Source organism: Ruegeria sp. BHSA163 (assembly GCF_059613365.1).
The window spans coordinates 56,343-75,773 of sequence record NZ_JBXWSJ010000002.1 but is presented as its reverse complement, the minus strand read 5'-3'; the positions used below and the strand labels follow the sequence as shown (position 1 = coordinate 75,773).

The window sequence follows — 19,431 nt, the reverse complement described above, 5'->3', positions numbered from 1 at the left end:
CATGGCGCAGATCAAGCTTTCCAACCTCAAACACAGTTATTTGCCGTCGCCCCTGGGCCCAGAAGACTATGCCCTTAAGGAAATCGACGTGACTTGGCGTGATGGCGGGGCATACGCTCTGCTTGGTCCTTCCGGTTGCGGTAAATCCACATTGCTGAACATAATTTCAGGTCTTTTGACCCCATCCGAGGGGCAGATTCTGTTCGACGGGCGTGATGTAACCGCCCTGCCCCCAGACCAGCGCAATATAGCGCAGGTTTTCCAATTTCCCGTTATTTACGACACTATGACCGTTGGCGAAAACTTGGCGTTCCCTCTCAAAAACCGGGGTGTGGATGCAGCGACAATCAACCAGCGCGTCGATGAAATCGCCAAGATGCTGGACGTCACGGACATGCTTGACACCCGAGCCTCTGGGCTCAGCCCGGACAACAAGCAAAAAATTTCGATGGGCCGGGGGCTGGTACGCGACGACGTGAATGCCGTCATGTTCGACGAACCCCTGACGGTTATTGATCCGCACCTTAAATGGAAGCTGCGCTCGAAACTGAAGGAACTGCATCAACAAGTGAAAGCCACGATGATCTACGTCACTCACGACCAGACCGAGGCACTGACATTCGCCGATGAGGTCGTTGTGATGCAAGAAGGCGAAGTGGTGCAGATCGGTACACCCGTAGATTTGTTCGAGAGACCTCAACACACTTTTGTCGGTCACTTCATCGGCTCACCCGGAATGAATGTCCTACCCTGCGAGGCCAAAGGCGATCGTGCAATCTTCGAAGGCCACGAAGTCCATTTGGAAGGACCTGTACAAGGGACCGGAGGTAACACCAATCTGGGCATTCGCCCCGAATATGTGGGTTTTGGCGAGACGGGCATCCCTGCGCATGTGACCAAAGTTTCTGATATCGGCCGTCACTATGTAGTAAGCGCAATTGTTGGCGACACCGCTTTGAAAGTAGTGTCAGAACACAGCGCACCGGAACCTGGATCACAAGTATTCCTGCAGTTCAAACCTGAACAATCCCGTGTTTATCGCGACGGCTGGATCGCAACCGAGGAGCGCGGCACATGAGAACAGAAAACCAAAGGGCGTGGTTCTTTGTGCTTCCAGTCCTGGCGCTGGTCGCATTCAACGCATTGGTGCCGATGATGACAGTTGTCAATTATTCGGTGCAAGAAACATTTGGGAACAACCAATTCTTCTGGGAGGGGTTGGGATGGTTCGAGCAAATCCTCCGCTCGGATCGGTTCCAAGCAGCACTGGGGCGCCAATTTCTGTTTACTGCCCTGATCCTTATGATCGAAGTACCTTTGGGTATAATCGTGGCCCTTTCGATGCCGCGTAAAGGGATTTGGGTGCCGGTGTGTTTGGTTTTGATGGCTTTACCAATGTTGATCCCTTGGAATGTGGTGGGATCGATGTGGAACATCTTCACCCTGCCCAAGATTGGATTGTTGGGCTATTTCCTGAATGATGTCCTTGGCATCAACTATGACATGACCCAACAACCAATCTCGGCCTGGATTACCGTTATCGTAATGGATGTCTGGCATTGGACTTCGCTGGTAGTGTTGCTTTGTTATGCCGGGCTGGTTTCGATACCAGACGCCTATTATCAAGCTGCAAAGATTGACGGTGCATCCAACTGGTCGGTCTTTCGCTACATCCAGTTGCCCAAAATGAAAACTGTTCTGACGATCGCGATCCTGTTGCGCTTTATGGACAGTTTTAACATATACACAGAGCCCTTCGTGTTGACCGGCGGTGGTCCCGGAAACTCGACCACGTTGCTGTCGATTGACCTTGTGAAGATCGCTTTAGGGCAGTTCGATCTTGGCCCCGCAGCGGCAATGAGCTTGATTTATTTCGCCATCACGCTGTTGGTCAGCTGGGTCTTCTACACTCTGATGACAAAGGACGACGCCGAATGAGAAAGCGTTCCCTGATACCCATCCTCTATATCGCATTCCTGATGCTGCCAATCTATTGGCTCGTAGCGATGTCGTTCAAAACCACCAACGAAATTCTCTCTGGTTTTTCGCTTTTTCCACAGACATTTACGTTGGATAACTACATAACGATCTTCACCGATCCAACGTGGTATTGGGGTTATATCAACTCGATCATTTACGTAACGATCAACACGGTGCTTTCTGTTTGTGTTGCATTGCCCGCGGCCTACGCATTCTCACGTTACAGGTTTCTTGGCGACAAGCAGCTGTTCTTTTGGCTGCTGACCAACCGGATGGCGCCCGCTGCTGTCTTTGCGCTGCCATTCTTTCAGCTTTATTCGTCAATTCATCTTTTCGACACCTACCTGGCCGTAGCGCTGGCACACACCTTGTTCAACGTGCCGCTGGCGGTCTGGATCCTGGAGGGATTCATGCGAGGCATCCCAAAAGAGTTGGACGAAACCGCCTATGTGGATGGCTATTCCTTCCCTAGATTCTTTGTGAAAATCTTCCTCCCCAACATCAAAGCCGGGGTTGGGGTCGCCGCTTTCTTTTGCTTTATGTTTTCATGGGTGGAAATGCTTCTGGCCAAGACGCTTACTGCAGTTGAGGCAAAACCCATAGCGGCGGTGATGACCCGAACGGCATCCAGCGCTGGGTACGAGTTGGGGTTATTGGCGGCGGCGGGAACGCTGACAATCATCCCCGGCGCCATCGTCATCTGGTTTGTCCGAAACTACATCGCGCGCGGCTTCGCGATGGGTCGAGTTTGAGGTTCGATATGCAAAAACTTCTCACAGCACTCATTGCTCTTCTGCCTTCCTCGGCATTAGCACAAGCTAAGGCCGGTTGGGGTAATGTGGGCCAGCAGGAAGAAGCGGGATTCTCTTGGACCGCCCCGCTGTGGCCTGATTTCTGGATGGCATGGACGCCCGCGACTCTGGCCGTATTTGTTGGCATCTTCTCGGCAATTGCGATCATCGGCGTCCTTGAGATTTTTAAGTTTCGAGACGGCATTGAACGGCGCGGTGTTCTGGGTCTTACAACCACACTGGGTGATCGTCTGTTCATCACTTTATTGGGTTCTGCCTACATTTTTCTGGCATGGCTCGGGCTAGTGGGGCAACCGGTCTGGACCCCGCTTTTCATTTCAATTGGCTGGGGCTTTTTCGTCTTTTGGAAAGTTTAGGCTTTGCGTAACGGCAAAAGGATGCTTGTTTTACAAGCACACTAGGTAAAATGGTGACACCGAGATCTATGCGAAAAAGAAAGACGGGAAATCTTCTGACCGAGGTTGAACTTGAGTTCATGAACGAACTCTGGGGCCTTGGGCAAGGCTCGGTGCGTGATGTCCTGGACCGCCTTCCGCCAGAGCGAAACCTGGCCTACACTTCCGGCGCAACGATCCTGCGAATTCTCGATGAAAAAGGTTTTGTCGAAAGTCACAAGGACGGCAAGACGCTGATCTACAGGCCGCTTCTGGAGAAAGACAGGTATCAGGCGCGCTCGCTTCAGAACCTGTCCCGCACACTATTCGACGACACGCCCGCATCTCTGGTTGCGCGTTTAGTCGACGATGCGGGGCTGAGCGAAGCGGATCTCGAGGAAATTCGGGCACTGGTAGAGAGGAGACTGCAAAATGACAGCGGTTAAACCGGTTCTCGATGCGTATCTCGAATTGAATCTTGTATTGGCTTTGTCGGCGATTGTTTGGCTGGCATCTAGAGCGTTGTTGTCACGAACCCGTCTGGGCCACAGCTATGTCGTTCAATTACAGGCGCTTAAGGCGCTGTGCGTATGCGTAATTCTTAGCCCCTTACTGGCTTTGGGTGCCACGTCAATAGCCGCCCAGCTTTGGCCGGGCCAAACTGTGGCCTTCGGAGACATTGCAGTTGCGGCATATTTACGTGGCGACATCGCAATTCCGGCAATTCAATTCGAAGCACTGCTAAACACCCGCCAGCATTTGGTCGAGCTCTTGATGTCAGGCGAAAACTCAGCGTTGACCGGCATTTTCTACCTGTTGGCCGCGACCTCTGCGCTTTTGGCGTTTCGCGTGTTCCGCGACGCGCTGGTCATTCGTGAAACGGTTCACAACAGTTTTTTGTGGCGGAGTTCGAACAAAGTCGACATCCGCTTGTCAGATCGCGTTTCCGTACCCTTTGCAGTTCGAGGATTACGCCGATGCCATATAGTTTTGCCAAGCCACTTACTGGACACGCCGCGGGAACTACGCTTCGCCCTGGCACATGAACTCCAGCACGTGCGCTCTCACGACGTTGAATGGGAATTGGGATTAGAACTTTTGCGCCCACTGTTGTTCTGGAATCCGGCTTATCTGGTCCTGAAATACCAATTCAACCGCCTGCGCGAACTTGCGTGCGATCAATCTGTTGTAACTCGAAAAGGTATCGATGCGCGCGATTATACGTCGTGTTTACTCGATTACTGTGCCCGGACTGTGGCGCGAAACCATCCTAAGGTTTTGAATGTCGCCTTGGTTTCCGAGGGAAAAGCTAAGCGCGTATTGCGTCAACGCGTCATCGCATTGGCAGACGCTCCAACAATTCAATCTGCTGTGCCGATGGCTTTTCTAGGTCTTTCGCTGATGTTCGCTGTCTTGCTGGCGGTTGGATCAGCCGGCATGCAACAAACTCAGGATTGGAGCCACGACAGATTGATGCTGTCAACGGTCGTGAACCTTGAGCGATTGCAAGCTCGTAATCAGGGAAACTGAGCCCACCAAGGTAATCTCTTATGAGAAGGCTCCGACCCAAAGACTAGTTCGCGCTTTATCCCGACCCTTTAAACTCGATGAAAGGGCCTGGGCGTTAGAGGCGGCCACTGGCCCCAAAACTTCGTCAGGACGCTTGATTCGAAGCGTTGGAAAGTATCGCAGCGCCGGATTTCGCAGCGGATCGTGAAGCTTTGGCAAGCAGCGTCACGTCGATATCTGTAGCTAGAAACGTGGCCCCTTGGTCAACGCATTTTTTTTGCATTTCCGGATCTAACGTCAAAATGCCCGCGGCCTTGCCCGCGTCCACGATCCGGGCAAGTGCGTCCATGATTGCGGACACAACAAGCGGATGATCAGCGTTCCCAAGGTGGCCAAGATCCGCAGCCAGATCTGCAGGTCCAATAAAAACACCGTCGATATCGGTTTCCAGAATATCGCCCAGCGCTTCAAGTCCTAGACGGTTTTCCACTTGTACAAGCAAACAGATTTGTTCGTCTGCCGTTGTTAGATAATTCGGGATCGCCCCAAAACGGGAAACACGAGCCAAGGAAGAGCCAACTCCACGCACGCCAGCTGGCGGATAGCGAACGGCTCTGACAAGGTCTTCTGCTTGTTGGCCGCTTTCAACCATAGGTACAAGTATGCTTTGCACTCCTGCATCAAGATATTGCTTGATCATCCACGTCTCACCGATCGGCAAACGGGCGACTGGGTGGCTGTCTGAGGCCTCAACCACACGAATTTGCTCGAGTGTCGAACGAAGATCGTTTGGAGCATGTTCCCCGTCGACCAACAACCAGTCAAACCCGGCTGTTGAAACGACTTCGGCGGCATAGGCATCAGCCAGCGCCAACCAGCATCCTAGCTGAGGTTCTCCGGCTTTCAGAGCGGCTTTGAAGGTGTTGGTTGGCGCAGACACTTGGCGCTCCTTTAGGCAAAGCGAACATCGACCGACCCAAACGAGCCGAAATCAGCATGAATTCTGGTATTTGGCGGGCACTCTATAGGTCGAATGAAACTACCTGATAATATCACATGACCGGGTTCAATGCTCTGGCCGTACTGCGCCATACGACGCGCCAGCCATACGACACTTTCAATCGGGTCGTTTAAGACACCAGCTCCAAGCCCTGTCTCTTCGATCTGATCGTTGCGAAAGGTTATGGCGCCGACCCATCTAAGGTCGAAAGCATCCAAATCATGCCGGTCAGTCCCCAGTACGACCCCAGCGTTCGCCGCGTTGTCACTGATTGTATCTAAGACATTGCGTGCAGTTCCAGTCTGTGGATCAACGCGGTGGATCCTTGTGTCTAGGATTTCAAGGGATGGCGCGACATAGTCCGTCGCTGCAATTACGTCGCCGCGGGTCACGTCCTTTCCACCAACAGACGATTTCATCACAAACGCGATTTCGGCTTCGACACGCGGTTGAATGAAGCGTCCCTTTGGAACGGTATCACCGCTTTCGAAAAGCATGTTGTCAAATAGTATACCGCTGTCCGGAACGTCGATGTTCAGCGCATATTGCATCGCTTTTGAAGTGAGTCCGATTTTCCAACCTATCACCTTTCGGCCTTGGGCCAGTTTCTGACGGTGAATTTCCTTTTGAACTTCGTAGGCGTCACTCATATCCATCTCGGGATAGCGCAGCGACAAAAGGCCTACCTGCTTACGAGTACGTTCGGCCATGAGCAGGTCTGCAGCAGCACGGAAGTGATCATCTGGCGTCATAGCGCTTCGTCCTCAACCGTATTGCGAAGTGTTCCGATACCATTAACCGAAACCTCCACAACATCGCCAGGTTTCAAAAACCTTGGCGGGTCGAACCGGGCTCCGGCACCAGTTGGCGTGCCCGTCACGATTATATCACCGGGTTGGAGGGTCATAAAGGTCGAGATGTATTCGATCTCGCGGCGGATGGGAAAAATCATTCGGTTCAGAGTGTCATCCTGACGAAGCTCACCGTTCACGTGCGTTTGTATTCTTGCTTCGTCAAGTTGCGCGGCATTGCTAAACGGTACCAGCCAAGGCCCAAGTGCACCTGATCGATCCCAGTTCTTGCCTTGCGTTACATTAAACTTTGCATGGCGCACCCAGTCACGGATCGTGCCCTCATTACATAAGGTCAAAGCGGCGATGTGGTCGTATGCGTCTGCCTGAGCGATCCTGCGGCCACCTTTTCCGATCACAATGGCCACTTCACCTTCATAATCCAACTTGTGGCTTTCCGGAGGCCGGATCAATGGGCGTTCATGCCCGGTAAATCCGCTGGCAAAACGGGGAAACAACGACATGTATTCCGGTTGCACACTACCATCTTTGTACTCAGCATTACGGTCAGGAAAATTTACACCAACACATAGAATTCTGGATGCATTGGGCAGAACCATCTCGTATTGGAAGACCTTGTGCGAAGTCGGCCTACTCTTCGCCGCTTGTTCAAGTTCGCCCAGCGCGTTGTTTTTTACAACGTCCAGCAAGGTCGGCCATTGAGGGAAACTATCATCCAACGCGATCATGCCATCTTCGGTTACTGCCCCGTAATGAAAGTGACCTCCGACGGAAAAGCTCGCAAATCTCATTGCAACGCCCTCCAAACATCCGTGATCACAACAGGCGCCATCATGACCTGTTCGCGTGTGGTGTCGAATTGACCAACCTGAAACCTAATCACCTTGCGACCTTCGAACATGCCCTGAGTCAGGTAAATGCGCCCATCATCATTCAATGCATCGACTAAGCGCTGTTGCGCAGCGTCATCACCTGGGCAGCGAAATGAAAAAAGGCTTAAAATCGGTTCGGTAACAATCTCAAACCCTTCGGTTGCGCGGATTTCATCGCACACTTCGTGCGCCCAAGCTACGTGGTTACGAATACGTTCACGCAGCCCCTCCAAACCGTAGGAGCGGATGAGGAACCAGATCTTAAGCGCACGAAACCGACGTCCCAGCGGGATGGTCCATTCGGAGTAATTTGTTACCTCAGCACCGGTGGTTTTTAGGTATTCCGGTTCAATCTTCAGAGTGTTGAGTTGAGGTGTCGGATCACGCAGGAATTGTACCGAGCAATCGAACTGCGCACCGAGCCACTTATGTGGGTTGAAAACAATGCTGTCGAAACCCTCAACCCCCGCCCAAAAATCGCCTCTGAACTCCGGGCAAATCATTGCGGACCCAGCCCAAGCCGCATCAAGATGCGTGTACAAATCCTGTTCAATTGCAACCTTCAAGACCTCGCCCAAACGATCGCTGGCACCAATACCGGTGCCACCGGTTGCAGCGATAATGCCCGCTGGTTCGCGGCCAGCATCGCGATCACTGGAAATGGCTTGGCGCAGTGCCGCAACATCCATCGAATGGCGCGGACCATTTGTGGGAATCTTGATCAGGTTGTTTTGACCGATCCCCGCAACCCAACATGCCCTATCGATGGAAGAATGGACTTGGTCGGAACAATAGATGCGCAAGTCACCCTTTGCGTTCAGCCCGTCGCGATTGCCGGTGAAGCCAGTTGCCCGTTCGCGCATGGTCAAAACCGCCGAAAGTGTTGCGGAAGAGGCGCTGTCCTGAATAACCCCAGTATATTCAGGCGGTAGATCAAGCGCCTGTCGTAACCAGTCAACCATAACACCTTCAAGCTCGGTTGCTGCAGGCGAAGTCTGCCACAACATGCATTGCGCTGCGACAGTCGTGATCAGCATGTCCGCCAGCATTGAAGGAGGTGCTGCGTTAGCTGGAAAATATGCGAAAAATCGGGGATGCTGCCAATGGGTCATTCCAGGCATTACGATCCGTTCGAAATCGGCCATGATGTCTTCCATGGTCTCGGATTCATCAGGTGGAATTTCCGGCAATTGAGCGGCAATTTCACCCGGAGCCGTCTGCGCCCTTACTGGGAGTTCAGGAAGACCCTTGTGATAATCCGCAGCCCAGTCAGAAATATGTTTGCCCCAATGGCTGAACTCATCCCAGTTCATTCACAACTCCGTAGTAAATTTTATGGTGCGATAATCGGGGTAGCATTCAACTCGGCTTCTTTAACTGCGACATCAGTAAACTGCGTTCCATGTTCGAACCAGCTGCGCGGTGCCGGAGCCCCCCAAAGAGTTTGGCGTTGCGGGTCTTTCAAATCCCATTTCAAAGGTTCGTGGTCGGGATCTACGGTTTGATAATCCGAGCTATAGATTTCGATCCGGTGACCATCCGGATCAAGAATATACAAGAAGAACGCATTTGAAATACCATGCCGACCCGGTCCCCGCTCTATATTCTCTACGTATCCGGTCGTCGACATTACATCCAGTAAGTCGATGATGTGCAACGGATTGGCTACCCAAAACGCCACGTGGTGCAACCGAGGGCCAGTACCGTTTGTAAAGGCCATATCATGCACACCGCCTTTTCGGTGCAGCCACGCGGCCCAAAGGCGTTTACTTTCCTCATCCTCGGTGTATTCGGTCACTCGAAAACCCATTTCACTGTAAAAAGTGACGCTGTCATCCACATTGGGGCTGAAGCAGTTAAAGTGGTCGATCCGCAGAGGGCGCACACCGTGATAGCGCGCGTATTGCTGATGGATCGTCGGCAAACGGTCCATCTTGTGATAAAATTCCAAAGGAACGCCATTGTTGTCAGATGTCAAAAGCGTCCGGCCTTGATGCGGTCTTTCAATCCACTTGGTTGGTCGACCCTTTGTTTGAAACCATTTGTTTGCCCGGTCCAAGTCTGTTTCGTCAAACAGCTTGAAGCCCATGACTTCAACAGTGCCCGGGGCGTCTGATGCCTGCAGAACAATGCTGTGGTGTCCCCGCTCCTCTAGCGCGCGCAAATAGATGTGACTGTCAGTTTCGTTGGTCACCTGAAGGCCAAACATGTCCACATAGAACTTACGCGAAACCGCCAAATCTTTGACATTCAGACAAACATGGCTCAGTCGGATTGTATTGAAATCCGGGTAAAGGTTCGGTGCGGGTACTGGCATTTTAAACTCCCATGGCTTCCAAAGCGTCTGGCTGCCTTGACAATTGGTGTTGGTGCGCGCGTTTTTATCAGCCCGGTCGGGTCACACTCCAAGACGGGTAATTCTGTGTTGACCGGTGGCAAAACCGATGTGCTTTTGCTCCATATAAAACTCGAAAGACCAATCCCCGCCGTCACGCCCAATTCCAGATGCTTTCAAGCCGCCAAAAGGGGTCGGCAAATGGCGTACATTTTCTGAGTTCACCCAGATCATCCCCGCCTCGAGCCCGTCGGTAAATCGTAGCGCGCGCGTCAGATCGTTCGTCCAAAGATAACCGGTCAAACCATAAGGTGTATCGTTGGCCAACTGAAGAGCTTCTTCCTCGGTTGAAAAAGAGATTGAGGTCAGAACAGGTCCGAATATCTCTTCTCGCGCGATGCGCATCTGGTTGGTGGCGTTCGTAAACAAAGTGGGCCGGACAAAGTAGCCCTCGTCATCCAAAACCTCACCACCAGCGGCGATTTTTGCGCCGTCCTGTTTGGCTACTTCGAAGTACGAGGTGACCTTATTAAAATGCTCTTCGCTTATCAGCGGCCCAACTTCGGTTTCTGGGTCTAGCGGGTGGCCAACGCGGATGTTATTGACCCGTTCGATCAGCTTGGCCTCAAATTCCTCGCGGATCGTTTCCTGAACCAAAAGGCGCGAAGACGAGGTGCATCGTTCGCCATTGATCGAATAGATCATGAAGATTACTGCGTCCAACGCGCGGTCCAAATCGGCGTCTTCAAACACGATAACCGGATTTTTGCCCCCAAGTTCAAGATGATTACGCTTCAGCGTATCTGCCCCTTGTTTGGTAATCAGGCTACCTGTGCGACTCTCACCTACAAACGCGATTGCGCGTATTTTTGGATGTTCGCACAGAGCTTTACCCACCTCCTCACCATAACCATTCACGGTATTGAGTACGCCTTTGGGCAAGCCGGCCTCTTCTGCGATTTCAACCAACAACCGCGCCGTCAATGGGCTGGCCTCAGCTGGCTTGTGTACGACTGTACAACCTGCAGCCAGTGCCGGCGCAATCTTCCACGTGGAAAGCATGAAAGGCGTATTCCAAGGAGTAATGACACCTACCGGGCCGATCGGCACGCGTGTTGTAATGTTCATAAGCGTTGGAGACTTCAGGTGCTGACCATCCCGCGCTTGCACCACCTGATCCGCAAAATAGCGAAAATTCTCTGCCCCGCGCAGCGCTGCCTTGGACATGAACTTTAGCGCCTGCCCCGTATCCCAGCATTCGCACAAAGCAATTTCTTCCGCTCGCGCTTCAATAGCTTCGGCGATGCGTATCAGTATCGTTTGCCTTTCCTTCGCAGCCATATCGCGCCAATCAACAAACGCGTCCGCCGCCGCTGTCGCTGCGGCATCGATGTCATTAGTGTTACCCCTCGCAACTTGGCAAATCGTGCTTCGGTCGACAGGAGAAAAATTTTCGAAATCCCCCAATGAACCCGCACGATCCTGACCTGCAATCCGGTTCAGCACTCCGTTTGATTGGAACCTGTCCAAATGCCGATACAATTTTTTGACGTTTTGCTCTAAAGTGCTCATTGTTGCTCCTCTAGATGATCACGGATAGTGCCACATTTTGGGGCAAGGTTGGCATCGATTTCTCGCAACTCAGCTGACAGCGCGATTGACCGGATGTTCATCGCCGGTGATAGAAAAGCCCGAGCCGACTCGAAAATCCGTTCTATCACCTGTTGCTTGACCCGAGCAGTACGCCCCTCACGCAGACGAACTGATATGTCTACGAAACCGTGTTTGGGGTCGCCGTCCGCGATTGCATAATGATCCACCTTTATGGCGCGCACGCGTATTCCCGGTATAGGCAGAGCGTCGATTTGACTAGCTGAACTCCTAACAGCTTCGCACAATGCGCCAATGTCAACATCTGGCTCAAGGTTGCCAGAATAGTCGATTTGGATATGCGGCATGACACAACCCTGTTTATTTTACATGTTAATCATTTTGGAAAGTAACGGAGTTTGTTCAACTGAGTCAAACAAAATACTTAACATGTGTTGTACTTTCTCGATGAACCAAAGACCATTAGCGCTTACAAGGCGCAATGCCGCTGTCAGCGTTGAGCAAACGGATCAGGCACCGCAAGAATTCAAACTGCGTTCAAACCGCAATCCAACGCTGAAAGGATGGTATTAACGTCTTCTTCGCTAAGGATCAGTGGTGGTGAAAGAATGATATTATTCCCGGATACGCGCACCATGGCGCCAGCATCGTACGCTGTTTCCTGAACCTTACCGATCACAGACTTACCGATAGGCGCTTTGCTTGTACGATCTGATACAAGTTCAAGCGCACACATTAATCCGTATCCGCCACGGACATCACCGACCGCATCGTGTTTTTGCGCAAGCCTTTTTAGCCCTTTGAACAACTGATCTCCGCGGGCTGCAGCGTTGTCTTTAACATTGAGCCTTTGTGTTTCTTTCAGACACGCGATCGCTGCAGCTGCCCCGACCGGATGCCCGGAATAGGTGTATCCCGAACCAATGGTTGCCTTGCCCGATGCGTCACTCTCAAAGACATCAGAGACTGAATCGCTGATCATCACCGCTCCAAATGGAAAATATCCGTTGGTAATGGCCTTTGCGGTAACTGCCAAGTCAGGCTGAACACCAAAACGGCGTGAACCACTCCACGCTCCAGTACGGCCGTAGGCCGTGATCACCTCATCCGCGACCAGCAGAATTCCGTACTTTGCACATATTTCGCGCACTCCGGGAAGAAAGCTTTCATGCGGCGGAATCACGCCACCTGCGCCAAGGACAGGCTCAACTATCATGGCAGCAATCGTCGACGAATCCTGAAACTTGATTTCGTCTTCCAATGCCGCCAGACACAACTGCGCCAGCTTGTACGAGTCCGTTTCCCCAAACGGGTTGCGATATGTGTAAGGCGAAGGAATGTGGTGGCAACCCGGCATCAGCGGCTCATACTGAATGCGGAAATTCGGGTTTCCGTTAACCGATGCGCCCAAAGTGTGCGTTCCGTGATACCCCTTTTTCAGACTCAAAAATTTAACACGGCCACTCTCGCCCCGAACTTTGTGGTACTGTCGGGCAAGGCGTAACGCGATTTCCACGCCATCTGATCCTCCCGAAGTGAAAAACGCGCGGGAAAGGCCGTCAGGGGCAAAAAATTCACGAAGCATCCAACTGAGTTCAATCACCAGATCATTAGTGGTGCCGCGAAAAATCGAATAATAGGGCAGTCGATCAAGCTGTTCGGTGATGGCGTCTTTTATCGGTTGGCAGGAATAGCCAAGATTCACGTTCCATAAACCCCCAACACCATCAATGACAGTACGACCGTCAACGTCCGTGATGGTGACGCCCTCACCCCCAACAATGATTTCAGGCGGATTTGCTAAGCTGTCCGCCGGATGCGCCATAGGATGCCACAGGTGGCGTGCGTTGTTTTCTTTAAGGAAATTACTGTCCTTCATAACATCACCTGTTTAGCAGTGGTTTCTTCGCCCCATCCTGACGGCAGACTCTGAAAAATTTTTGGGAAAACACCGCCCAACGCGGTGGAGGCTCGGTCTGCTTCTTGTAAAAGCATCAGGGCAATATCGCGAAGTTTGAGAGGGCTGATGCGAGCGCTTGGCACTGCGACCGCCAGAGATCCGACAACTCTTCCCCCATCGCCGAAAAGCGGGACGCCCACTGAACTTACCCCTTCATCGAATGTGCCTGTAACGGTGCAAACGCCGTATTGGCGCACCATCCCTATTTTGTCCCTAAGCACAGCGGGATCAGAAATTGTCTGGTCTGTGTACTTTGACAGCGGTCTGGCCATGACCTTCGTCCGCAAGTCATCCGGGCAAAACGCCAATACCGCGATTCCCGAAGACGTGGCGTGCAGTGGCAACATTTCCGCAATGTCGAAATTCACCTGAACCCCATGTAAACACGGGTCCGCATGCGCCACCGGAGATAAGGCCTCGCCCTGCAGAAGGCTGGCATGGGCCAGTTCTCCGACCTTTTCTGACAACTCAAAGACGATTGGTTGCAACAACTTGCGAACTGGAAACAAAGTTTCACGCAGCGCCGACAAACGTAGCAAAGCCGGACCCAACCGGTACGCGCGGGTCATTGGATGCTGTTCCAGATATCCGTTTTCTGCAAGTTCAGTCAGGTGGCGATGCAGGGTCGCTTTGTCGCGTCCAGTGATGCGCACAAACTCACCAAGTCCGATCTCGGCTCTGTCGCGGTCGAAAAGCCCAAGCAACTCAAGTGCTTTTGTTATTGTACCCATCTAGCGCATCCCGTTCTCAAAAAAGGCTGCTATTTCGTTTGCAAAGACCAGTCTATCTGCGGAACCGGCTTGCAATGACAGACGCGCCTTGTTCGTGACATCTTCGCCAAGATAAGAAGCGTATTCTTCGACAAGGTCGGTCACGAACTCATGGGTCATCTCAGGATGATGTTGAACAGTGAAAACGTGATTGCCGATGGCAAATCCGGCAATCGGGCAACCCGCGCCTTCGAAGATACACTGTGCACCGTCCGGAAGCGCACCCACCTGTTCGATGTGAGAACCGTAAAGATAAATAGTTTCGTTCTCGCCAGACCAGTTCGTCTTAGCCACGCGATGCATTTCGATCCGTCCGTGCGCCCAACCGTCGGGGTTTCGCACAATCGGAGCCCTCAGTGCTTTGGCGATTATCTGATGCCCGAAACAGGCACCAAACAGAGGAGTTTTCCGAGCTATTATCTGTCGGATCAAGGTCTCCAACCGGAGCATCCAGGGCTCATTTTCAGTGACAGAGGACGGGCTACCCGTGATCATCACACCATCGAATTTTGAAATGTCTGCCGGGAATTCGCCCTTACAGACCCAAAATGCAGTTACATCCCAATCCGGTCTCACTTCATTGATCAGATTTGCAAATGCGGTGTCATCCATCGGGCGAGCCAACGCAAAGGCACTGAAATCGGTATTTGTTACAAGGGTAGCTATTTTCATCTCAGACAAACCACACATAGAAGTCCAACAGAGCGTCGGGTTCCAGTTCGCGCGTTTTGCGGAATTCCCGCTCCTTCATGAAAGCATGATTTTCTACCAGTTCGCGTCCTACTGCATCGACCAACGCGGTATCAGCTTGTAGGTCCTGAATAGCTTTGCGCAGGTTCGGTGCCGTTCCGACCCGGGCATCAACAGTGTCAAATCCATCGCCTGTCTCGATTGGTGGCAGGGTTAGCTTGCTTTCGAATCCAAGACGAGCTGCCTGCAGAACCGCGGCTGCGGCCGTATAAGGGTTCGCGCTGGCGTCGGCCATACGATGCTCTAACCGCGCTTTTGCTCCGCCTTCCCCAGACACCCGTGTGGTTACGCCGCGGTGATCACCCCCCCAGTTTTTCCAGTAACCGGACAGAGTCGAAGGCTGCAATCGACGGTACGACCCAGCGGTAGGCGCAATTAGCCCAGCCAAACCTTCGTGATGGTGAACCAATCCTGCCAGGCACCCTCGCGAAAGGTCGTTCAAATGATCCGGACCACCGAGATCTCCTGTGGCCAACGCGTTACCGCCTTCGGCATTCTGGAACGAGAAATTGATATGCATGCCGGATCCACCCAGTTCAGACAAAGGCTTGGGTAGGAAAGTCAGTACAATCCCGTGATCCAAAGCGACTTCTCGGGCCATTTGTCGGAACAAAACTATGTCATCCACGGCTTTCAACGCGTCGTCGAAAGTCAATGTGTATTCAAATTGCGGACTGTCATATTCTGCGGTTATCAGGTCCAGCCGGAACCCCAATTCCAAGGCTTTGTTCCAGATGACGTCATTTATCCGTATTGGATCGGAAAATGGTCCAGTGCCATAGACTGTCCCGCCAGGAGCGTCATATGGGCGCAACCGCCCGTCCTCGCCCCCTTGCAAGGCATAAGCCTCAAGCTCGATGCCAAGCATTGGTTTAAGCCCGTGTTTCTCCCAATCCCCTATGGCACGTTTCAAGGCGCCTCGCGGACACAGGGACAAAGGCGTTCCATCCGCATCGAAAAGATCACCAACGACGATTGCAGTTTCCGGCTCCCATCCTTTTCGGATATCGTCACCCCGCCACCGAAGCTCCATATCCGGCGCTCCTTCGCGCACCTTGGCATGTGGCGCATCCAGCAACAGGTCTCTGTCGTAATGCACACCGAACGTGGCTCGGGCAAATCGGGTTGACGCATCGCCGATCTTGCTGGCCGGCATGTACTTGCCCCGTGGGATCGACAGGTGGTCAATAAACAAGGCGCGTAAACGGTTCGACATGGTGATCCTATTGCAATGTGACGCTGACGGGCATCCGTTTGATGCCGTTCACAAAATTTGAACGGACGAAAGCTTCAGGCCCATCGGGTTCAATCGTTTTGACCCGTTTGACCAGCTCCTCAAACAGAACGCGCACTTCGAGCCTGGCAAGATGCATACCCAGACACACGTGTGGGCCGCCCTGCCCCCAGCCAAGTTGCCGATTGGGTTTACGAGACAAATCCAGGCGATACGGACTCTCGAACATGGTCTCGTCCCGGTTGGCCGAAATGAACCAATAGAGTACTTTGTCGCCTTTTCTTATGTTCTGACCATGAACCTCGACATCCTTCATCGCAGTTCGTCGGAAATAAGTGGCAGGCGAAGCCCATCGCACGATTTCGTCAGCGGCAGTCCCCCAGACATCGCCTGACTGCAATTCTTGCAAAAGCCCCTCCTGCCGAGCGATCGCCTGAATGCCGGCTGCTATGGAGTATCGCGTCGTATCGTTTCCAGCGGCCACGAGCAGACAAAAGAAATTCCGGAACTCGGTTTCTGAAATTGTCTCACCATTTTCGTCTGGCTGAAGGATCAAATGCAGGATTCCGCTGGTGTCTCCTATCGCATTTTTTCCATCCATTAGCGTACGCGAATATTCGTAAAGTTCGGCGCCAGCAGGAGAGTTGAAGGGCATCAAACGGAACTGGTCCGTTTCTATCTTATCCACGACATAGTCGGTGAAGTCCGGATCTGAGTTGGCCATCAGGGCGTCGCCCTTATCCACAAGCCACGGCAAATCTTCGTCTGGAACCCCAAGGATCTGCCCAAGCATCCGCATTGGCAATTCTCTGGCAATTTCGCGCGTGGCATCGAAACTGCCTTTTTCAAAGGCTCGATCCAAAATTGGCCCACATAAATCGCGAATCTGGTCTTCGAAACCCGCTACGACCCGGGGCGAAAATGCTTTGGCGACCTTCATCCGCACCTTTCGATGCTCGGCGCCGTCAGTTTCCTGAAACGTACGGCGGGCCATGTACTCTTCGTAGGTTTGATCCTCCATCCGAATACCTTGCGCCGACGAGAAGGTTTCGACATCACGCACCATCTTGTCGATATCCTCGTGACGAGTGATAGACCAATATCCCTTACCCCCATCAAAGTCAGACCAGTGGCAGGGCGCTTCGCGTCGCAAACGTGCAAAGGTGTTGTATGGCGCTCCTTTGGCGAAGCTGTCATGCGAGCCGAGATCGGCGAATCCGTCATCTTCAGGAACCCACATGGTCATAGAAACGCCTCCGTCTTTGTTGTTTTTTTCGATTTTCGAAATGCCGGTGCGAACGGCCAGAAATGCGCTTTGAAAATGTATTCGATGCCTTTTTCTGCAGCGAGCGCCGGTCGATTGGCCGCCACTCTCGGCGCAGCCGCCAGATGGTCGAACCGATAATGACAAGGATCACACAGAACAGCAGGAAAGCGATTGGTCGGTCGATGAAATCCAGAGGCGTCTTTACCCGCGCCAACGAAGCGCGCAGTTTGACCTCCATAATGCCCCCAAGAACCATGCCCAGTATGATCGGGACAATCGGCATGTTCAGACGCTTAAGTACAAAGCCCAGCAACCCGAACACTGCCGCTATAATGCAGTCCATTGCAGAATTGCGGATCGAGTAAACACCCACAAAACTTAGCAGCAGAATACACATTCCCAGAAACCGGTTGGGTATTCGCGTAAGGTGGACGAGCCATCCAGTTGAGACCAACAGGAAGCCGACAACAATTACGTTCAAAACCAAAAGCGCAATGTACAACGCGACGACGAAATCCATGTCGTTCTGAAAAAGGCCCGGTCCCGGAACGACATTGTGGACATAAAAAACTGACAGCATCATGGCGGTCAGCGCCTCGCCGGGGATACCCAACGCCAACAAGGGTATCATCGCCGCGGCAGGAACTGCATTATTGGCGGTCTCGGATGCGATCAAACCCTCGGAAGAGCCATGCCCAAACGCTTTTGGGTTCTTGGAAAGCTTGCGGGCCGAGGTGTATGACATGAACTGGGCGGTAAACTCCCCTACTCCTGGGATCATACCCATGACTACGCCAAAACTGGCAGCAATACCCGCAACCCGAGGATGTTTCGCCAATTCACGGAAGCCTTGGAAAAGAGAGCCGCGCGACCTGGGAAGGCGGATTTTCTCGTCATCCATGGTCAGCAACAGGAACGCTTGGGACAACGCAAATAACCCCAGCACAACGACGATCAGGTCGAACCCGCCCGCTAGCCAGCTCTGGCCGAATGTAAAACGACGTGTATAGGCGGCGGGCTCTAAGCCGACGGTGCCGATCAATATCCCGAACCCAGCCAAAGCCGCGGCAATCGCCATTTGTCCTTTGTGTGCGACTACAACAAGCACCAAACCCAACAGAGCAGCGAGAAAAATCTCTCGCGAACCGAACATAGGTGCAATCTTTGCCAGCACAGGAGAAAGAAGGATAAGGCAGACAACCGAAAAAATGCCACCCAAAAAACTGGCCGAATAGGCCAGAGATAAAGCGCGCCGACCTTCGCCCCTTAGCGTCATTGGGAATCCGTCGTAAGTCGTCAACGCGTTAACGGCAGTACCAGGAGTGTTTATTAGGATTGCGGGTATTGATCCGCCATACATGGATGAACCATAGATACCCAATAAAAGTGTCAGCCCGACAATTGGATCCATCGAAAAAGTTGCTGGTAGCAGGATCGCGATTGCAACCGCCGGACCAACGCCAGGGATCGCGCCTATTGCCACGCCGCCTATAGCGCCGACCAGTAAAGCCAGCAATACATCCCAACGGGCCAAGACATCCAAGGCGGAAAAGATCAGGTCCATCAGAGGTAAACCAGGAAGAATGTGCGTATGGAATCTGGCAGATATTCATAAACCTGCGCTCCTGGAATGTTTACGCCCAGCAAGCCCTTGAAAAGCACTACTGTCGCAATTCCAAAGGCTGCGGCCAACCCAAGTGCGGCACGGCTTCGATAACCCAACCGATAAGTCAATGTGCATGCGAACAAAATACTCATCGGCATGAAACCAAACCGCGGCACGACCGCGACGTAAATTAAAAACCAAAGCAGGTATTCCAACGGCTCGACCCATCGCCGCGCTTCGACCCAATCCAAAGCATTTGGCCGTCTGCGCCGCATCAGCCAGTAATGGGCGGCAAATCCGAGCACCATAATGACAAGCGCAATAGCAGGCCACAACCTTGGCTGACCACCGATGTTACGGGCATTTTCAGACCATTCCGTCTGATTGCCAATTTGCGACAGCAGCAATAATGAAATCGCCAGACCGGCCGCAACAAAAACAACCTGCCCCGAAGTCTTTGTTTTTACCTTTAACAGCTCTGAATTATCCATCCGGGAAGGCCTTTGATAACCGAGAGAGGGCGGCAAACCGCCCTCCAA

General features: G+C 52.6%; 20 protein-coding genes. 6 read left to right on the top strand and 14 right to left on the bottom strand.

What is annotated here, in order from left to right; genetic code table 11:
- The first annotated feature begins 1 nt into the window (after window position 1).
- The 6 genes from AC2FNV_RS01635 (at window position 2) to AC2FNV_RS01610 (ending at window position 4,696) form a co-directional block, all read left to right on the top strand.
- Entirely contained in the window at window positions 2-1,078 is a 1,077-nt protein-coding gene (locus AC2FNV_RS01635) for an ABC transporter ATP-binding protein (protein WP_170603907.1), read from the top strand.
- Entirely contained in the window at window positions 1,075-1,938 is an 864-nt protein-coding gene (locus AC2FNV_RS01630; RefSeq protein ID WP_170476063.1) for a carbohydrate ABC transporter permease, read from the top strand. The genes AC2FNV_RS01635 and AC2FNV_RS01630 overlap by 4 nt, the downstream gene beginning before the upstream one ends.
- Window positions 1,935-2,732 (top strand): carbohydrate ABC transporter permease, encoded by a 798-nt coding sequence (locus tag AC2FNV_RS01625; protein WP_170476065.1) that lies wholly within the window; start codon window positions 1,935-1,937, stop codon window positions 2,730-2,732. The genes AC2FNV_RS01630 and AC2FNV_RS01625 overlap by 4 nt, the downstream gene beginning before the upstream one ends.
- Before the next feature lie 8 nt (window positions 2,733-2,740).
- Window positions 2,741-3,148, top strand: coding sequence for a DUF2160 domain-containing protein (locus AC2FNV_RS01620; protein WP_170476066.1), 408 nt, complete (start codon window positions 2,741-2,743; stop codon window positions 3,146-3,148).
- 68 nt (window positions 3,149-3,216) lie between these two features.
- Window positions 3,217-3,612, top strand: coding sequence for a BlaI/MecI/CopY family transcriptional regulator (locus tag AC2FNV_RS01615; protein ID WP_170476068.1), 396 nt, complete (start codon window positions 3,217-3,219; stop codon window positions 3,610-3,612).
- Window positions 3,599-4,696 carry a M56 family metallopeptidase gene (locus tag AC2FNV_RS01610; protein WP_170603908.1) on the top strand — a complete coding sequence of 366 codons (1,098 nt, stop codon included), beginning with the start codon at window positions 3,599-3,601 and terminating at the stop codon, window positions 4,694-4,696. The genes AC2FNV_RS01615 and AC2FNV_RS01610 overlap by 14 nt, the downstream gene beginning before the upstream one ends.
- A 124-nt stretch (window positions 4,697-4,820) precedes the next feature.
- Here the strand turns inward: AC2FNV_RS01610 and AC2FNV_RS01605 are convergent, their stop codons facing one another.
- From AC2FNV_RS01605 to AC2FNV_RS01540, 14 genes are all read right to left on the bottom strand, one after another.
- Window positions 4,821-5,615 (bottom strand): aldolase/citrate lyase family protein, encoded by a 795-nt coding sequence (locus AC2FNV_RS01605; protein WP_170476073.1) that lies wholly within the window; start codon window positions 5,613-5,615, stop codon window positions 4,821-4,823.
- Between the two features lie 11 nt (window positions 5,616-5,626).
- On the bottom strand, window positions 5,627-6,427 hold the full coding sequence (gene hpaH / locus AC2FNV_RS01600; protein ID WP_170476075.1) for a 2-oxo-hept-4-ene-1,7-dioate hydratase: 801 nt from the start codon (window positions 6,425-6,427) through the stop codon (window positions 5,627-5,629).
- Window positions 6,424-7,278, bottom strand: coding sequence for a fumarylacetoacetate hydrolase family protein (locus AC2FNV_RS01595; protein ID WP_170603909.1), 855 nt, complete (start codon window positions 7,276-7,278; stop codon window positions 6,424-6,426). Before AC2FNV_RS01595 ends, hpaH begins: the two co-directional genes overlap by 4 nt.
- Window positions 7,275-8,672 (bottom strand): pyridoxal phosphate-dependent decarboxylase family protein, encoded by a 1,398-nt coding sequence (locus AC2FNV_RS01590; protein WP_170603910.1) that lies wholly within the window; start codon window positions 8,670-8,672, stop codon window positions 7,275-7,277. Before AC2FNV_RS01590 ends, AC2FNV_RS01595 begins: the two co-directional genes overlap by 4 nt.
- Window positions 8,673-8,692: 20 nt before the next feature.
- Window positions 8,693-9,676, bottom strand: a complete 984-nt coding sequence (gene hpaD / locus AC2FNV_RS01585; protein WP_170603911.1) for a 3,4-dihydroxyphenylacetate 2,3-dioxygenase — start codon at window positions 9,674-9,676, stop codon at window positions 8,693-8,695.
- Between the two features lie 81 nt (window positions 9,677-9,757).
- Window positions 9,758-11,266, bottom strand: coding sequence for a 5-carboxymethyl-2-hydroxymuconate semialdehyde dehydrogenase (gene hpaE / locus AC2FNV_RS01580; protein WP_170603912.1), 1,509 nt, complete (start codon window positions 11,264-11,266; stop codon window positions 9,758-9,760).
- Window positions 11,263-11,652, bottom strand: coding sequence for a 5-carboxymethyl-2-hydroxymuconate isomerase (locus AC2FNV_RS01575; protein ID WP_170603913.1), 390 nt, complete (start codon window positions 11,650-11,652; stop codon window positions 11,263-11,265). The genes hpaE and AC2FNV_RS01575 overlap by 4 nt, the downstream gene beginning before the upstream one ends.
- 179 nt (window positions 11,653-11,831) lie before the next feature.
- Window positions 11,832-13,184, bottom strand: a complete 1,353-nt coding sequence (locus AC2FNV_RS01570) for an aminotransferase class III-fold pyridoxal phosphate-dependent enzyme (protein WP_170603914.1) — start codon at window positions 13,182-13,184, stop codon at window positions 11,832-11,834.
- Window positions 13,181-13,996, bottom strand: coding sequence for an IclR family transcriptional regulator (locus AC2FNV_RS01565; RefSeq protein ID WP_170476089.1), 816 nt, complete (start codon window positions 13,994-13,996; stop codon window positions 13,181-13,183). The genes AC2FNV_RS01570 and AC2FNV_RS01565 overlap by 4 nt, the downstream gene beginning before the upstream one ends.
- Window positions 13,997-14,707: a type 1 glutamine amidotransferase gene (locus AC2FNV_RS01560; RefSeq protein WP_170603915.1), complete on the bottom strand. Its 711-nt coding sequence runs from the start codon at window positions 14,705-14,707 to the stop codon at window positions 13,997-13,999.
- A 1-nt stretch (window position 14,708) separates the two neighbouring features.
- Window positions 14,709-16,001: a type I glutamate--ammonia ligase gene (locus tag AC2FNV_RS01555; protein ID WP_170603916.1), complete on the bottom strand. Its 1,293-nt coding sequence runs from the start codon at window positions 15,999-16,001 to the stop codon at window positions 14,709-14,711.
- A 7-nt stretch (window positions 16,002-16,008) separates the two neighbouring features.
- Window positions 16,009-17,265, bottom strand: coding sequence for a cytochrome P450 (locus tag AC2FNV_RS01550; RefSeq protein WP_170603917.1), 1,257 nt, complete (start codon window positions 17,263-17,265; stop codon window positions 16,009-16,011).
- Window positions 17,246-18,850, bottom strand: coding sequence for a tripartite tricarboxylate transporter permease (locus AC2FNV_RS01545; RefSeq protein ID WP_170603918.1), 1,605 nt, complete (start codon window positions 18,848-18,850; stop codon window positions 17,246-17,248). The genes AC2FNV_RS01550 and AC2FNV_RS01545 overlap by 20 nt, the downstream gene beginning before the upstream one ends.
- Window positions 18,850-19,383 (bottom strand): tripartite tricarboxylate transporter TctB family protein, encoded by a 534-nt coding sequence (locus tag AC2FNV_RS01540; RefSeq protein WP_170603919.1) that lies wholly within the window; start codon window positions 19,381-19,383, stop codon window positions 18,850-18,852. Before AC2FNV_RS01540 ends, AC2FNV_RS01545 begins: the two co-directional genes overlap by 1 nt.
- Window positions 19,384-19,431: the final 48 nt, after the last annotated feature.

Excerpts from the sequence above, each read along its gene's own strand:
- AC2FNV_RS01635 (WP_170603907.1), top strand. The coding sequence starts at position 2 with ATGGCGCAGATCAAGCTTTCCAACCTCAAACACAGTTATTTGCCGTCG.
- AC2FNV_RS01625 (WP_170476065.1), top strand. The coding sequence starts at position 1,935 with ATGAGAAAGCGTTCCCTGATACCCATCCTCTATATCGCATTCCTGATG.
- AC2FNV_RS01620 (WP_170476066.1), top strand. The coding sequence starts at position 2,741 with ATGCAAAAACTTCTCACAGCACTCATTGCTCTTCTGCCTTCCTCGGCA.
- AC2FNV_RS01555 (WP_170603916.1), bottom strand. The coding sequence starts at position 16,001 with ATGTCGAACCGTTTACGCGCCTTGTTTATTGACCACCTGTCGATCCCA.
- hpaD (WP_170603911.1), bottom strand. The coding sequence starts at position 9,676 with ATGCCAGTACCCGCACCGAACCTTTACCCGGATTTCAATACAATCCGA.
- AC2FNV_RS01545 (WP_170603918.1), bottom strand. The coding sequence starts at position 18,850 with ATGGACCTGATCTTTTCCGCCTTGGATGTCTTGGCCCGTTGGGATGTA.
- AC2FNV_RS01575 (WP_170603913.1), bottom strand. The coding sequence starts at position 11,652 with ATGCCGCATATCCAAATCGACTATTCTGGCAACCTTGAGCCAGATGTT.
- AC2FNV_RS01610 (WP_170603908.1), top strand. The coding sequence starts at position 3,599 with ATGACAGCGGTTAAACCGGTTCTCGATGCGTATCTCGAATTGAATCTT.
- AC2FNV_RS01540 (WP_170603919.1), bottom strand. The coding sequence starts at position 19,383 with ATGGATAATTCAGAGCTGTTAAAGGTAAAAACAAAGACTTCGGGGCAG.
- AC2FNV_RS01570 (WP_170603914.1), bottom strand. The coding sequence starts at position 13,184 with ATGAAGGACAGTAATTTCCTTAAAGAAAACAACGCACGCCACCTGTGG.
- hpaH (WP_170476075.1), bottom strand. The coding sequence starts at position 6,427 with ATGACGCCAGATGATCACTTCCGTGCTGCTGCAGACCTGCTCATGGCC.
- AC2FNV_RS01595 (WP_170603909.1), bottom strand. The coding sequence starts at position 7,278 with ATGAGATTTGCGAGCTTTTCCGTCGGAGGTCACTTTCATTACGGGGCA.
- hpaE (WP_170603912.1), bottom strand. The coding sequence starts at position 11,266 with ATGAGCACTTTAGAGCAAAACGTCAAAAAATTGTATCGGCATTTGGAC.
- AC2FNV_RS01550 (WP_170603917.1), bottom strand. The coding sequence starts at position 17,265 with ATGACCATGTGGGTTCCTGAAGATGACGGATTCGCCGATCTCGGCTCG.
- AC2FNV_RS01565 (WP_170476089.1), bottom strand. The coding sequence starts at position 13,996 with ATGGGTACAATAACAAAAGCACTTGAGTTGCTTGGGCTTTTCGACCGC.
- AC2FNV_RS01590 (WP_170603910.1), bottom strand. The coding sequence starts at position 8,672 with ATGAACTGGGATGAGTTCAGCCATTGGGGCAAACATATTTCTGACTGG.
- AC2FNV_RS01630 (WP_170476063.1), top strand. The coding sequence starts at position 1,075 with ATGAGAACAGAAAACCAAAGGGCGTGGTTCTTTGTGCTTCCAGTCCTG.
- AC2FNV_RS01615 (WP_170476068.1), top strand. The coding sequence starts at position 3,217 with ATGCGAAAAAGAAAGACGGGAAATCTTCTGACCGAGGTTGAACTTGAG.
- AC2FNV_RS01560 (WP_170603915.1), bottom strand. The coding sequence starts at position 14,707 with ATGAAAATAGCTACCCTTGTAACAAATACCGATTTCAGTGCCTTTGCG.